Raw genomic sequence first — 14247 nt, forward strand, 5'->3', positions numbered from 1 at the left:
TGGTGAGTTAGTTAGTTTACGATTATATATGCAATTAAAACATTAATCATCAACACTCATAATCACCCTATTAGAAGAGTTCAATTTTTTCTTCAAATTACGCAATAAAAACCCACATAATCGTCCTATGGATTCAACTTTTCGGCGAACACCTGATATTCATCTACAAGACTTAATAGATGGCCTATTGAGCGGGAATCGTGCTTTTCTTAGCAAGGCGATTACACTCGTGGAAAGTAAAAAGGCGGAGCACAAAAAATTAAGTGCCGAGTTAGTAAATGCAGTAATCCAACATGAAAAAGAAAGTTTTCGCATTGGAATCACTGGAGTGCCAGGGGTCGGAAAGAGTACTTTCATTGAAGCTTTCGGGAAAATGCTGACAAGCAAAGGCAAAAAGGTGGCTGTTTTGTCCATTGATCCAAGTAGCAATAGAACAAAAGGAAGTATTCTGGGTGATAAGACCCGAATGGATGAGCTTTCCAGAGATCCCAATGCATATATAAGGCCTTCAGCGTCCGGAGCTACACTGGGGGGTGTAGCATCAAATACACGTGAATCCATCCTGCTATGTGAGGCTGCCGGATACGATGTGGTTATAATCGAGACGGTGGGCGTAGGTCAAAGCGAGACGGTCGTAAAAGACATGGTGGACTATTTCCTGCTATTGATGCTGGCTGGTGGAGGTGATGAATTACAAGGAATCAAGCGTGGAATTATGGAGATGGCTGATCATATCCTTATCAATAAGGCGGATAAGGATAATCTGAAGGCCGCAAAAAAAGCCAGAGAAGATTACAAAAATGCAGTTCATTTATTCCCACCCAATGATGCTGAATGGACTGTGCCTGTCGGATTGTGCTCAGCTATAGAAAAGACCGGAATAGATGACGCTTGGAATGAAATTGATAATTACGCTCAGCACACCCAAATGAATGGCTGGTTTAATGAAAATAGAAGACGGCAAGCCATAAAATGGTTTCATGAACGGGTTCGCGCAAGACTGGAAGAAGATTTCTATTCAAAGCCGAATATCAAAGAAGAGATAAAAAAAAGGGAGGAGCTGATCTCCTCCCAAAAAATATCAGTACGAAAAGCAGTCGATGAACTATTTAGTTAAATGAATATCTTAAACCTGCTGAGTAATTTCTACCAACACTATTGAATCCGGCTATTGCCTCATAATCAGCATCAAAAATATTTCTTACGCTTCCTGAAAGGGTGAAATCATTCCATTTATACGAAATCTTGAAATCGAATAAATCGAAGGCTTCTCCATTTACATTCACGGTTTCAAATGAACTGTTATCAAAATATCTCAATGGACGCTCACCGGTGTGAAGGTAATCCATTGAAGCGACGAGACCATTTGAAAGTACATATGCCAAGCTTGCTCCATATTTATGGGTCGGAATTCTGTACATAACCTCCTCATTTAGCCTTCTAGTGTAGGTATAATTGGCTGCAAGGGTCAACTCTTTACTAATATTGAATGAAGAGGTCATCTCAATTCCGTCCGTTTCTATTTGTTCATTAGAGTTTTCATACTGATCTGTATAAATGATCAGACTTTCATCATTCCTGTAGAAGTAAACCAAATCAAAATTGACTTTGCTTAAGTAGGTTGCAACTCCAATCTCTGCTGTCTCGGATTCCTCTGGCTCCAAATCAGGATTGGAACCGAATGGTCCAAATAGCTGGAATAAACTTGGTGTAATATACCCGGTAGCATAGGATCCATACACTTTAACATCTAGCTTATCCTTGTCAATAAAATATGAAGGATTGATGTTATAAACGAAGTTAGAACCATAGTCGCTGTGCATATTTAATCGACCACCTATCTGAAGGTTAAAGTCACTATTGTCAAAAACAAAAGTCAGGTATGGATCAACCATTTTGAAGCTCTTATTGTCAAAGTCAGGTTGTTCATATTCTAAACGCTGATAGTTGGCCCCACCAATCAACTTAAATTGATCACTTAGATTTTGATTAATCAGTATATCAACCTGGTGATTTCTCCCATCATATTCTGTTAAAGATCCAAAAGACTCAAACATCCGATCCAGCTTACTAATGAATGCATTTCCTTTTACTGAACCACCACTCCACCTGTAAGATGGTCGGATACCTGCACGGATTTGTGAATATTCTGAAAAGTTTGTCTCTGAATCCGAAAATGCCCCAGCATCAAAGTCATTTTTAAATTCATCGTATGACCCAGTAAATCCTAAACTGAATTCATTGCTAAAAGAATAGTCTACCTTACCAAGCACATTATACCCTTCAAATGAATCATCATCAAAATCATTAGACCCTGACTCATCTTTTGCAGCAGAAAAACCATCGGATTTTTTGTATCCGCCATTGATTAGGTAAGCTATTTTTTCTTGAGAGCCTGATATACCAAGGTTGCCATTAAAAGTATTAAAGCTTCCATACTCAACATTAGCTTGCCCTCCAATCGCTTGGTTTTCAGGCTCCTTAAGCTGAATATTAATAACACCAGCTGCTGCACCAGTTCCATAGAGCGTACTTGCTCCTCCTTTTAAAACCTCAATGGATTCTACCTGATCAAGATTTAATAGCCTTAAATCATATGTCTGATCGATACCTGAAGGATCGTTAAATGGCACACCGTCAATCAAAACCAGCGTACGCTTGCTTGAAGCACCTCGGATGAAATAACCAATATTGGTTCCTGGAGTGCCATAATTACCATCCATTTGAACACCCGGCACTTGATTTAAGACATCTGCTATTGTGTTAGCACCCATTTGCTCAATGTCTTTTCGCGTAATTTTAAAAATAGATTTACCTGATTTTTCAACAGGTATTTCTGACTTGGTGCCTGTTATCACCACTTCATCCAATTGGACGGTTTTAAGGGAGTCCTGTGCCTCGACAGTCCATCCCATACATGCAAATGCAATAATTAATAATTGTAGTTTTCTCATAGTTGTTTTTGCTATGAGCCTCGTAGAAAGAATGGAGTTAACCCCTTCCTCTGCTTTCACCCGAAGCTTAGAATTAAAAAAGTAAAATGGCAGGTCTCCTGGCTTGTCTAATTTTGGCTTCCTTCCCATCCGCCAGCTGGCGAACAGTGGATAAAGATGTGGCCAAAACACAGTTAGACTTACAGTTGCGGGGACAGCTCTCGATTTTCAAGTTTCAGATCACGAGATTCCCATTTTAATTCTCCTCCATCTGTTGATGGAATTGAAACCATTGTCAATGCAAACTTAAGCAACAACAAGTTTCATACGCTACTTTTGAGGTATGAATAGATTCATTTTCGGAATAATCATATTGATTTGGGGTTGTTCAGCACCCAAAAACGAAAAATCTTCGGTTTTCTCGACCAATGACATAAAATATGCAAAAGGATTTCATATAGAGAAAAACGAGGAAGGCTCATTCCTAGTGATTGATGAACCTTGGCCTAAAGCTCCCAAACCCATTAAATATTCCTTAGAAAATGTGCCCAACAGGATTGTTTGTACATCCACCTCACATCTTCCTTTTTTTGAAATGCTTGGCGAAGAAGACCTGGTTGTTGGCTTCCCAAACATTAATTATATCAGCTCGAAAGCATTCATTGATAGAGCGAATGAAGGATTGATCACGGACTTGGGACCTGATGGAAGCATGAATATGGAACTACTCCTTGGAATCAACCCTGATGCGGTCATCGCTTTTGACATGGGGGGAGAGTCTCAGACACTGGATAAAATCAAAGAAGCTGGAATTCCAGTCTATTACAATTCTGATTTTCTTGAGCAATCTCCACTTGGAAGGGCAGAATGGATTAAGTTTTTTGGAGCCCTGTTAAACAAGCAACACGAAGCTGATTCCATTTTCTCTGCCATTGAAAATGAATACCTGAGACTGAAAGAATTAGCAAGTAAAACTGAAAATAAGCCCTCCATTTTAAGTGGAGTTGTATATGGAGATACCTGGTTCTTACCCGGGGGTAATAATTGGGCCGCTACTTTTTTCAATAACGCAGGAGGTGAATACTTATGGGATACAGACACTACAACAGGCTGGATGGAGTTGAGCTTTGAAGCTGTTTATGAAAAAGGACACAATGCAGACTATTGGATTGGTACTTCCACACTCAATAGCATGGATGAGATGAAAGGACAAGATGATCGATATGCTGAATTTGAAGCATTTAAAGATCAAAAGGTATATAACTACAGCAAGAAAATCGGGCCTAATGGAGGATATGATTTTTTTGAATCAGGCTATTCCAGACCTGATTTGGTGCTTTCGGATCTGATTAAAGTTTTGCATCCCGAACTTCTACCAAAGTATGAGACTGTTTATTTTCAACAGTTGAATTGAATAGCTGATGATCGAGAATCACCTGGATGAATCAAAGAAAAAATGGCGAATCGTTTTCGGATTGCTTGCTGTGTCCGTTATTCTGTCATTTATTCTAAGTATATCACTTGGGTCTGTTAACATCCCATTTCGCTTTATTTTCAGCTTTTTTATTGGTGAATCAGACAATCAGGTTTGGGCAAACATTATTCAGAATTTTAGAATACCAAAGGCCATAACGTCTCTATTAGCAGGTAGCGCACTCGCCATTAGCGGTTTGCAGATGCAAACACTTTTCAGAAACCCATTGGCAGGCCCTTTCATTTTAGGCATAAGCTCAGGTGCAGGGCTAGGTGTTGCTCTGGTGATCTTTTTGGGGGTATGGCTTGGTGGATTTCTTGAAATGACCGGAATGGGTAGAAGCTGGCTATTGGTAGGTGCTTCGGGGTTAGGGTCATTCGTAGTGCTGTCTGTTGTCCTTGTTGCTTCCTTTAGAATCAGGTCAGGTGTCTCGCTCCTTATTATAGGGCTGATGTTTGGTTCAGCTGTCAGTGCGCTGGTTAGCATCCTACAATACTTCAGCCAGGCAGAAAATATTCAGGCATATGTCATCTGGACGTTTGGCAGTCTGGGCAGTTTATCCTGGTCTGAATTGAACGTCATGCTACCTGTTATTTTAATTTCTCTAGCCACCTCATTTCTATTGTCCAAGCCATTAAATGCCTTGCTTCTGGGTGAGAATTACGCTGAATCACTCGGATTAAACCTCAAGAAGGCACGAATGCTAATTATTATCAACACCAGCTTATTGGCAGGAACCATCACTGCTTTTTGTGGACCCATTGCTTTTATTGGCTTAGCCGTACCACACATTGCAAGGATGCTATTTAACACAGGAAATCACCTTTTGCTAACTCCATTGGTCATCTTTCTAGGAGGCACGCTATTACTTGTGTTTGATATTATAGCTCAACTTCCGGGAATGGATGAAACACTCCCTATTAATGCCGTCACCTCACTCTTCGGAGCGCCTTTTGTTATCTGGCTAATTGTAAGAAAGTCCAACCTTAACTATCGATTCTGATGGAACTGCTCAAAGTCGAAAACTTAACCATTGGGTATGCGGCAGATAAGGTGTTGGCAGCAGGTATAAACCTGTCGCTAAATAAAAATGAATTGGTGGGTCTTGTTGGCCAAAATGGAGTTGGGAAATCCACGCTGATTCGTACGATTTGTGGCCTACAGCCATCCATGAAAGGTCATATCCAGCTTTCCGGTGAACCCATCCGAGACCTCACACCAAAATCTATTGCTAAGAAAATAAGCGTAGTACTGACAGGAAAACCTGACTCACTCAATTTATCCGTGTTGGAGCTGATCGCTCTTGGGCGGCACCCATACTCTGGTTGGCTTGGTAGTTTGAAAAAGGAAGACAAAGAAAAAATCGAGGATGCCATCACACAAATGGAAATCAATTACCTGGCACAAAAACGGCTGTTTGAGCTTAGTGATGGGCAATTACAAAAAGTAATGATCGCCAGAGCGTTAGCTCAGGACACAGATTTGATCATTTTGGACGAACCCACCTCCCACCTAGACCTGAGAAACAAAATCGAAGTATTAAATCTTCTTAAAAAAATATCAGAATCAGGAAAGGGTGTTCTTATATCTACTCACGAAATACAACTTTCAGCACAAGTATGTAATCAGTTTTGGTGCATGGATTTTGGGAAGGAGATATTGGTCGGAGAACCAAAGAAGCTTATTGTATCAGGTGAACTGCAGAATTATTTGCATGTCCCGAAGGAATCATTAGGATAAAAAAAGGGGATCCGGGAGGATCCCCATATATGGATGGGATAATCGTAACCTAACCTAACCGAATAGAAACGTGCCTTTGCACGTCAACCCATCCATTTCACCTAATCACCATTAATTGGTACGTATTTAACAGAAATAAGATTGAGAAGGTTTAATATTTTTTTTGTCTATTATAAGACAAAACATCATGTCTTGAAAAAAAGTATGCATATAACCATTCTGGACTTATTTTAACCTCTTCCTGATTTAATCCAGTATGTCAATGACTTGACAATCCTTGCCTGTTCTGTGTAACTTCAAAGCTATCAGAAAACCAAACGCGTATTATTGACCTGATAAACTCAATCAATGCAAAGAATTGTCATCATTGGAAATGGAATAGCAGGCATCACAGCAGCTCGTCATATCCGAAAACATTCGGATGACGAAATCACTGTCATCTCCGGAGAAACGGATCATTTCTTTTCCCGAACAGCCCTTATGTACATATACATGGGCCACATGAAATACGAGAACACAAAGCCTTATGAAGATTGGTTTTGGAAAAAAAATCGAATAAATCTAAAGCGCGCCTGGGTTGAATTCATTGATTTTGAGAAGAAACAACTGCATCTGCAGAATAGCGATCACATAGAATATGATAAGCTGCTCCTTGCAACAGGAAGTAAGTCCAACATGTTTGGATGGCCGGGGCAGGACTTAAAGGGCGTGCAGGGTCTTTATTCATACCAGGACCTTGAGTTAATGGAGGAAAACACTCAGGGAATAAATAATGCCGTGATTATTGGTGGTGGCCTTATCGGAGTAGAGATGGCCGAAATGCTTCATTCACGAGGTATCCCCGTAACTTTTCTAATTAGAGAAAAACACTTTTGGGATAATATGCTTCCGCAGGAAGAAGCAATATTGATAGATAAGCATCTCTCCAAACATGGGATTGATCTAAGACAGGAGACAGAACTTGAAGAAATACTTGATGATGGTAGTGGAAAGGTCAAGGGTATAAAAACGAAATCAGGTGAAACAATAGATTGTCAGTTCGTGGGACTGACCGTGGGCGTACATCCAAATATTGATCTGGTTAAAGAATCGAAAATTGAAACGGACAGGGGTATTTTGGTTGATGAGTATCTGCAAACAAATATTCCGGATGTATATGCAGCCGGTGATTGTGTTCAAATGAAAGAACCCATGCCCCATCGTAGAGCGATTGAGGCCGTATGGTATGCCGGACGAATGATGGGTGAGACTGTTGCGCTAACCCTGGCAGGAAAAAAGACAAAATACCAACCAGGAATATGGTTCAACTCTGCCAAATTCTTTGACATTGAATATCAAAACTACGGAATCGTTTTACCCCAATGTCCGGAAGATTCGAGTGCTTTTTATTGGGAAAGCCAAGATGCTGAAAAGTGTATCAAAATCATTTACAAAAAAGACTCTCTCGAGGTTCAGGGTGTAAACATATTCGGTATTCGAAACAGACATGAGGTTTGGGATAAATGGCTGAGGGAAAAGCGAACGCTTGATTACATCATTGCCAACCTGCCGGAAGCAAACTTTGATCCCGAATTTTTCAAACATTGGGAAGGTGAGATTCAGGAGAAATTCAATGAGGAGTTCCCGGATAAAAAGGTTGGAGTGAGGAGGAAAGGTTTATTGGAAAAGATTTTAGGGTGAGTTTAACCACAGAGAGAACTGAGATATGAACAGAGAAAACAGAGAGTTGAGCATAAACGAGATCACAGAGAAAGTAATTGGCTGTGCGATTGCTGTGCATACTGAACTTGGTCCTGGACTACTTGAATCTGCATATCAAGAGTGTTTATTCCATGAACTTCAATTAGAAGGACTCAATGTTGAAAAAGAGAAACCATTACCACTAGTCTACAAGGACGTTAAAATGGAGTGCGGCTATCGCGTAGACCTTTTAGTTGAGAATAAGGTGATTATTGTAGAATTGAAATCAGTTGAAGCTCTTACAAATGTTCATGTAGCACAGGTACTTACTTACCTCAAGCTCTCAAATAATAAAATTGGTCTTTTGATAAATTTCAATTCATTCCGAATTAAGGATGGATTGCGAAGACTAATCAATAAATACTATTCTCCTCCGATTTCTCAGCGTATTAACTCCGATTCCTCTGTGGTTAAGTAGCAGGTAAAAAAGAAGATTATGAAAGCAATCAGATTTACAGGACTTATTCTATTTCTCTTTTCATTGGGATTGTTCCTGAGTAGTTTTTTTATGTCGACACTTACGCTGACGGAGGAAACTTTTAACTCTATTGTTAAAAGTGAGCATCAGGAAACACTGAAGCCTGTACTTTCTGAAACGTTTGGGAACCAATATTCAACCAGCATTCCCTTTGTAAAGGAAATCAATCGTGCGGTGGAGGAAGTAAACGCGCAGGCAAAAACTAATCAGGAATGGGATAAAGTTATTTATGATGACTATGCAGGATCATTGGCAAGAGCTTCTGCTGAGGGGTTTGTTCCTGAAAACAAGCTTTTGTTTTTTATTCTCATCTATGTTGTTGGAGCGATTGGTTCTTTAATGTTCATACTACCTCAAGTGAAATTAAATGGGCCTCCGGGAATTAAGAACAACCATATCTTTCATCATGCGCTCAACAATAAGGGTTGGATGGGAATACTAACTGGCGCTTTGCTTATTGGCTTTTATATCCTTCTTTACTTCTTTCCTGCGTACATCACCAACTGGATCATTATTGTTGATCCATTACAAAAACTCATAAACCCATCCGCCACTTCAAGTCAATGGTTTCTGTATGGCTTCCTTTACACGTTCGCTGTGCTTGTGATGGGCGTTCGGATGCTCATTAAATACCGCCACAGCAAATACCAGATTTTTCGAACCATCTCCGTGATGTTTTTTCAGTTGGCATTTGCATTCCTGATCCCTGAAATTCTAGTGCGCTTAAATCAGCCCTACTTCGATTTCAAAAACATGTGGCCACTTGACTATGACTTCTTCGATGCATGGCATATTAATACGCTTACTTCGTCAGGTGGTGTAGGCATTTTTATGTTCGCCTGGGGTATCACACTTTTTGTAGTCGGCGTTCCCTTATTTGTCTATTTTTTCGGGAAGCGGTGGTATTGTAGTTGGGTCTGCGGATGTGGCGGACTAGCGGAGACAGCAGGTGACCCTTTTAGACAGCTATCAGATAAATCTTTAAAAGCATGGCAAATAGAAAGATACCTGGTTCATGGTGTCCTTGTATTTGCAGTAATTATGACCATCGGGGTACTCTACACATTTATTACCGGTAGCAATACAATCATGGGATTAGATACCTACACGTATTTGAGAAAGCCGTATGGGTTTGCCATTGGATCTATTTTCTCAGGAGTGGTAGGAACAGGTTTTTATCCCTTGATGGGCAATCGTGTCTGGTGCCGTTTTGGTTGTCCACTTGCCGCATACTTAGGGTTGGTGCAGCGGTTCAAATCAAAATTTAGAATTACCACCAATGGTGGTCAGTGCATTTCCTGTGGAAACTGCTCGACCTATTGCGAAATGGGGATAGATGTAAGATGGTATGCGCAAAGAGGCCAAAATATCATTCGCTCTTCATGTGTGGGCTGTGGAGTTTGCTCCTCCGTTTGTCCGCGAGGCGTCCTTAACCTCGAAAATAGAGACGAAGATGGGCGATTCAATCAACCAATTTTACTTGGTAACGATAGTTTTACCGTAAGTAAATAATTATGAAACGAGTAGCATCTTTAATTTTTATTCTCACAGGCTGCATCGGTCAGGATGTGTTGATGGATGAGGTGAGTCCTGTAATCAGAATCACCAACCCAATTTCCACCATGGAGGTCAACACCACCTACCAATTTGAATACATGTTTTTGGATAATGTGGGCCTGGAAACGCAACCCAATTCCATCATCTGGACCACCTCTGATATGTCGAGGCTTACCATTGATCAAAACGGACTGGCTGAGTCACTTGACAATGGTGAGATAACCATCACCGTCTTTGCTAACTCAGGAGAACTTGAAGCCGACACCTCACTCACGTTTGAGATTACTGGGGATCCAACCATGATGGCGGATGACGAACGGACTGGGAAAATAATGACTACCAGCAGTTATCAGCTTGAAGGGGACTTCAAACTTTTCAAAAGTGGAGATGACCTGATCGTGGATATCGCCTCAAACTATGTTGCTGATGATAATCTGCCCGGATTATATGTTTACCTGACAAACAATCCAAATTCACCGAGCGGAGGATATGAAATTGGTGCCGTACAGGTATTTTCTGGTGCGCACAAATACACCATTCCAGATGTGGGTCTTCTGGATTATGACTATTTATTCTACTACTGCAAACCGTTTAAAGTCAAAGTTGGCCATGGAGATATTGAATAATTACAAAAAGCTCTCACTTGCTATCCTTCTAACCATCCCATTTCTAGCAAGTGCCGGAGGGGGATGGACCAAACAAAAAGGAACTGCCTATTACAAAGTATCACAATGGTGGGTGGTGGCTGCAAAACATTACACTGGAACCGGTGGAATAGACCCAAATGTGACAACCGGCACATTCAACACTTCTTTCTATGGCGAGTATGGAATAACAGATCGACTGACGGGGATCGTTTATTTTCCATTTTTTTCCAGAACATTTAGAAACGAACAAGTATCCGGAACAAACGGAATGGTGACTTCTCCCGGAGAAGCAGTTAACTCGATTGGGGATACTGACATTGCGGTAAAATATGGACTTAGCAAGCCGGGAAGCAAGTTTGTTTTTGCGGGCACACTTCTGTTAGGGCTTCCGCTTGGTAAGAATGATGGCGGAAGTGATGGATCCCTTCAAACAGGAGATGGGGAATTCAACCAGATGGTAAGATTTGATTTAAGTCGTTCATTTTCCATTGGTAAGATCAATGCGTATGGAAATATCTACACCGCCTTTAATAATCGAACCAATAATTTCTCTGATGAATTCCGAGCTGGTGGGGAGGTAGGCGCATCGTTTCTCAAAAACAAATTATGGGGGATTGTTAGAGTAGATATGGTTGAGTCCTTGCAGAATGGCCTCAGCTCTGCCGAAGGTAGTAGTGGTGCTACCATTTTTGCTAACAACACAGAATTCATTTCGTATACATATGAGGCCGCCTATTACGCTACAGATAAGCTGGGATTCTCTGCATCATATGGAGGTGCATTTAGTGCTAAGCTTATTTTCGCCAGCCCCTCCTATTCCGTGGGAGTGTTTCTTGACCTGAAATAATTTGTCCAAATCCTTCTTATCTTCTCGTCTTAAATAAAAAACGATGGGACAAAAAGGGGATAAACACACGAATGAAGCGCAGTTATCAGCCGATCTTCTGGTAGAAAAATTATCAGTTATTGATGGCATTACTTCCAAAAAAATGTTCGGAGGACACGGGATTTTTCATGAAGGAAGAATGTTTGCAATCGTTGACTCAAAAGGTACATGTTCACTAAAAACCGACGCTTCTAATGAAGAAGATTTCAGAAATGAAGGAGCAGAAAAGCATGGCAAAATGCCCTATTACGCTATTCCAGAAAGAGTTTTCAATAGTAACGAATTGACTGAGTGGGCAAAGAAATCCATTGCAATTAAGTAGGGTTAATGATTGATTAATATCAGGTTCATGCATTTTATAGATGTGGAATTTACCTTCGTGTAAAATCTACACTCATGAAATATTTACTCACAATCACATTAGCCTCTCTTCTATATTGCTGCACTCAGCCGGAAAAACACGCTCCTCTTGTTGAAGATACTGCTCATCTCCGAGATTCCTCAATGGCGCCTTTCTATCATGGTGTTGCTTCCGGCGATCCATTGTATTCACAAGTAATTATTTGGACGAGAGTAACACCTGAAGATTCACTTCCGGAAGTAGATGTGGTCTGGGAAATAGCTGCTGATGATAGTTTTCAGGAAATCATAAAAACAGGGACAGTAACCACCGACCCGGGGCGAGACTATACGGTAAAAATTGATGTGGATGGATTATCTGAAGGTCAGAAGTATTTCTATCGATTTCATGCTTTAGGCAAATCATCCATGATTGGAAGAACCAAAACCGCTTCAATTAAACCTCAAAATTTAATGTTCGGGGTGGTCAGCTGCAGCAACTACGAGTGGGGATATTTCAATTCCTATGGCGCACTTGCACAGGAAAATCTGGATGCGGTCATTCATCTGGGAGATTACATTTATGAATACGCTCCGGGAGGTTATGGTGACACAACTCTTGGTAGATCTCCAATTCCAAACAAAGAAATAATAACGCTTCAGGATTATCGATCCAGATATTCACAATATCGGCTGGATAAAGATCTGATAGCTGCACACGCCAACCATCCTTTTATAAACATTTGGGATGATCACGAAATCGCCAACAATTCCTATAAAGATGGAGCGCAAAATCATCAACCGGATGAAGGAAGTTATGAAGAGCGAAAGAATATTGCACGTCAGGTATTCTATGAATGGATACCCATTCGGGAAAGCGATCAGCATTACCGGAAGCTTCAATTTGGTGACATGGCTGATCTTATCATGCTGGATGAGCGACTGGAACGCACATTTATTGCAGACAGTCTTGGAGATCCAACATTGATGGATTCTTCAAGAACCATGCTAGGTAAAGAGCAGCTTCTTTGGTTTACTACCCAGCTAAAGGTCTCACAAGCAAAATGGAAGGTGGTGGGAAATCAGGTAATCTACTCCTACCTTAACTGGGGTCACGAAGATTTTACTATCAATCTCGATTCATGGGATGGATATCCGATCGAACAGCAGCAGATTGCTGATGTGATCAAATCCAAGCCGGTAGAAAATGTGGTATTCATAACCGGTGACACGCATACAGCATGGGCATTTGAATCGACTAACAAACCCTTTGATGAATACAATCAGGAGACCGGTGAAGGTGCCTTTGCAGTAGAATTTGGTACCACATCCATCAACTCTGCCAATTCAAATGAAAGCTATTCTGATAGTGTAGTACTCGTTCATGAAAATCGGATTACTGATTCACCTGTGAACCCACACCTAAAGTGGACCAACATGAGAGACCATGGCTATATGATACTTACCTTGACAGAAGACAGAGCAATGGCCACTTGGAAGTTTATGAAAACAATAGAAGAACCTAGCCTTGAAATAAAGGAAGTGAAGAATATTTGGATGAACAGTGGGGAAGTGAAATTGCAATCAAACTAAATGGTTGACCCTAAAAGCAAAACAATATATATAAAGCACATCCCTGCAATTAGACCACAGCTAAGTCGAAAATCTGTATATCGTTTGTTTCCAATAACAACCAGTGAAAAAGTAAAAATGATGATTGAAAACACATTTCTAAAAACATAAATGGTGTTATGAATGAAATATTCCCTTGTCCCTGAAGTGGCTCTAATTTTTTGCGGTACATCAAGAACCGCCGAGTACTTGATGATTACATCCTTGACTCTTGCATTTTTATATTCATTATAAAATGACCTGTCTGTAGGAATTCTTCTTCCATATGGCAAGGTTACATAGGTTGCTTCTCTGCCCAACACAATATCTTTAACCACATATGGATACTCATAGGCCGAATAATAATAGTCATAAGTCAGAACCAAAGCAGTTAAAAAGAAAACCAGATTTAGCAATCTATAGTACCTGTAAAATTGCTGCTTCAGCTGTACCTGATACATCATAGCCTCTTGCTGCATCTTTATTTTATCCTTTACAAATGATGCCCTGCTCTTTTGCTCCTTATTGCTGTCATCAATTACTGTTTTGACCGGCACTCCTTGCAGGAAAAGGTCATACAAATTCCTGGTGGTCTGGTCTGACAGGATTTCATATGCTTCATTGATGCGTAAAATTTGTCCTGTAGCCCGAGGGTCTGGATTGATATCGGGGTGAAATCGCTTGACTAAGCTTCGATAAGCTGACTTGATTTTAGCCTGACTAGCTGTTTGCGGTACTCCTAAAATTTCATAATGATTCATCGCGCTAAATCTATAAACAGAAATATTAGCTTGTGTCATTAAAGAGTCATTTTTAGTATTGATATAAGCATACCTTTGCGG

General features: G+C 40.5%; 13 protein-coding genes and 1 riboswitch. Of the genes, 11 read left to right on the forward strand and 2 right to left on the reverse strand.

The window, feature by feature from the left end; translation table 11 throughout:
• The first annotated feature begins 127 nt into the window (after positions 1-127).
• Positions 128-1117, forward strand: a complete 990-nt coding sequence (gene meaB / locus CHB71_RS12545; protein WP_089357271.1) for a methylmalonyl Co-A mutase-associated GTPase MeaB — start codon at positions 128-130, stop codon at positions 1115-1117.
• Here the strand turns inward: meaB and CHB71_RS12550 are convergent.
• Positions 1110-2954 carry a TonB-dependent receptor plug domain-containing protein gene (locus CHB71_RS12550; protein ID WP_144017415.1) on the reverse strand — a complete coding sequence of 615 codons (1845 nt, stop codon included), beginning with the start codon at positions 2952-2954 and terminating at the stop codon, positions 1110-1112. The two genes, meaB and CHB71_RS12550, sit on opposite strands and share 8 nt — an antisense overlap.
• A gap of 71 nt (positions 2955-3025) precedes the next feature.
• Positions 3026-3242, reverse strand: a riboswitch (cobalamin riboswitch).
• Between the two features lie 34 nt (positions 3243-3276).
• On the opposite strand from CHB71_RS12550, the gene CHB71_RS12555 reads away from it, so the two are divergent.
• The 10 genes from CHB71_RS12555 to CHB71_RS12600 all read left to right on the forward strand — a co-directional run bounded on the left by CHB71_RS12555 (position 3277) and on the right by CHB71_RS12600 (position 13387).
• Positions 3277-4347 (forward strand): ABC transporter substrate-binding protein, encoded by a 1071-nt coding sequence (locus tag CHB71_RS12555; protein ID WP_089357272.1) that lies wholly within the window; start codon positions 3277-3279, stop codon positions 4345-4347.
• A 7-nt stretch (positions 4348-4354) separates the two neighbouring features.
• Positions 4355-5410 carry an iron ABC transporter permease gene (locus CHB71_RS12560; RefSeq protein WP_089357273.1) on the forward strand — a complete coding sequence of 352 codons (1056 nt, stop codon included), beginning with the start codon at positions 4355-4357 and terminating at the stop codon, positions 5408-5410.
• Positions 5410-6147, forward strand: coding sequence for an ABC transporter ATP-binding protein (locus CHB71_RS12565; RefSeq protein WP_089357274.1), 738 nt, complete (start codon positions 5410-5412; stop codon positions 6145-6147). The genes CHB71_RS12560 and CHB71_RS12565 overlap by 1 nt, the downstream gene beginning before the upstream one ends.
• A gap of 348 nt (positions 6148-6495) precedes the next feature.
• Complete coding sequence (locus tag CHB71_RS12570) at positions 6496-7827, forward strand: NAD(P)/FAD-dependent oxidoreductase (protein WP_089357275.1); 1332 nt, start codon at positions 6496-6498, stop codon at positions 7825-7827.
• Between the two features lie 25 nt (positions 7828-7852).
• Complete coding sequence (locus CHB71_RS12575) at positions 7853-8305, forward strand: GxxExxY protein (RefSeq protein ID WP_317043983.1); 453 nt, start codon at positions 7853-7855, stop codon at positions 8303-8305.
• A gap of 18 nt (positions 8306-8323) precedes the next feature.
• Positions 8324-9877, forward strand: a complete 1554-nt coding sequence (locus CHB71_RS12580; RefSeq protein WP_089357276.1) for a 4Fe-4S binding protein — start codon at positions 8324-8326, stop codon at positions 9875-9877.
• Positions 9878-9879: 2 nt separating this feature from the next.
• Complete coding sequence (locus CHB71_RS12585; protein ID WP_089357277.1) at positions 9880-10548, forward strand: Ig-like domain-containing protein; 669 nt, start codon at positions 9880-9882, stop codon at positions 10546-10548.
• The gene (locus CHB71_RS12590) at positions 10532-11416 is read left to right on the forward strand and encodes a hypothetical protein (RefSeq protein WP_089357278.1); all 885 of its coding nucleotides are present in this window, start codon (positions 10532-10534) and stop codon (positions 11414-11416) included. Before CHB71_RS12585 ends, CHB71_RS12590 begins: the two co-directional genes overlap by 17 nt.
• A 43-nt stretch (positions 11417-11459) precedes the next feature.
• The gene (locus tag CHB71_RS12595) at positions 11460-11777 is read left to right on the forward strand and encodes a TfoX/Sxy family protein (protein ID WP_089357279.1); all 318 of its coding nucleotides are present in this window, start codon (positions 11460-11462) and stop codon (positions 11775-11777) included.
• A gap of 74 nt (positions 11778-11851) precedes the next feature.
• Positions 11852-13387 carry an alkaline phosphatase D family protein gene (locus CHB71_RS12600; RefSeq protein ID WP_089357280.1) on the forward strand — a complete coding sequence of 512 codons (1536 nt, stop codon included), beginning with the start codon at positions 11852-11854 and terminating at the stop codon, positions 13385-13387.
• On the opposite strand, the gene CHB71_RS12605 is transcribed toward CHB71_RS12600, so the two are convergent.
• Positions 13384-14205, reverse strand: a complete 822-nt coding sequence (locus tag CHB71_RS12605) for a J domain-containing protein (protein ID WP_221406723.1) — start codon at positions 14203-14205, stop codon at positions 13384-13386. The two genes, CHB71_RS12600 and CHB71_RS12605, sit on opposite strands and share 4 nt — an antisense overlap.
• Positions 14206-14247 lie beyond the last annotated feature (42 nt).

Origin of the sequence: Ekhidna lutea (assembly GCF_900188325.1) — a bacterium.
Lineage (GTDB): Bacteria > Bacteroidota > Bacteroidia > Cytophagales > Cyclobacteriaceae > Ekhidna > Ekhidna lutea.

Coding starts and splice junctions, on each gene's coding strand:
- CHB71_RS12590 (WP_089357278.1), top strand. CDS start 10,532: ATGGAGATATTGAATAATTACAAAAAGCTCTCACTTGCTATCCTTCTA.
- CHB71_RS12550 (WP_144017415.1), bottom strand. CDS start 2,954: ATGAGAAAACTACAATTATTAATTATTGCATTTGCATGTATGGGATGG.
- CHB71_RS12605 (WP_221406723.1), bottom strand. CDS start 14,205: ATGACACAAGCTAATATTTCTGTTTATAGATTTAGCGCGATGAATCAT.
- meaB (WP_089357271.1), top strand. CDS start 128: ATGGATTCAACTTTTCGGCGAACACCTGATATTCATCTACAAGACTTA.
- CHB71_RS12580 (WP_089357276.1), top strand. CDS start 8,324: ATGAAAGCAATCAGATTTACAGGACTTATTCTATTTCTCTTTTCATTG.
- CHB71_RS12575 (WP_317043983.1), top strand. CDS start 7,853: ATGAACAGAGAAAACAGAGAGTTGAGCATAAACGAGATCACAGAGAAA.
- CHB71_RS12595 (WP_089357279.1), top strand. CDS start 11,460: ATGGGACAAAAAGGGGATAAACACACGAATGAAGCGCAGTTATCAGCC.
- CHB71_RS12585 (WP_089357277.1), top strand. CDS start 9,880: ATGAAACGAGTAGCATCTTTAATTTTTATTCTCACAGGCTGCATCGGT.
- CHB71_RS12565 (WP_089357274.1), top strand. CDS start 5,410: ATGGAACTGCTCAAAGTCGAAAACTTAACCATTGGGTATGCGGCAGAT.
- CHB71_RS12600 (WP_089357280.1), top strand. CDS start 11,852: ATGAAATATTTACTCACAATCACATTAGCCTCTCTTCTATATTGCTGC.
- CHB71_RS12560 (WP_089357273.1), top strand. CDS start 4,355: ATGATCGAGAATCACCTGGATGAATCAAAGAAAAAATGGCGAATCGTT.
- CHB71_RS12570 (WP_089357275.1), top strand. CDS start 6,496: ATGCAAAGAATTGTCATCATTGGAAATGGAATAGCAGGCATCACAGCA.
- CHB71_RS12555 (WP_089357272.1), top strand. CDS start 3,277: ATGAATAGATTCATTTTCGGAATAATCATATTGATTTGGGGTTGTTCA.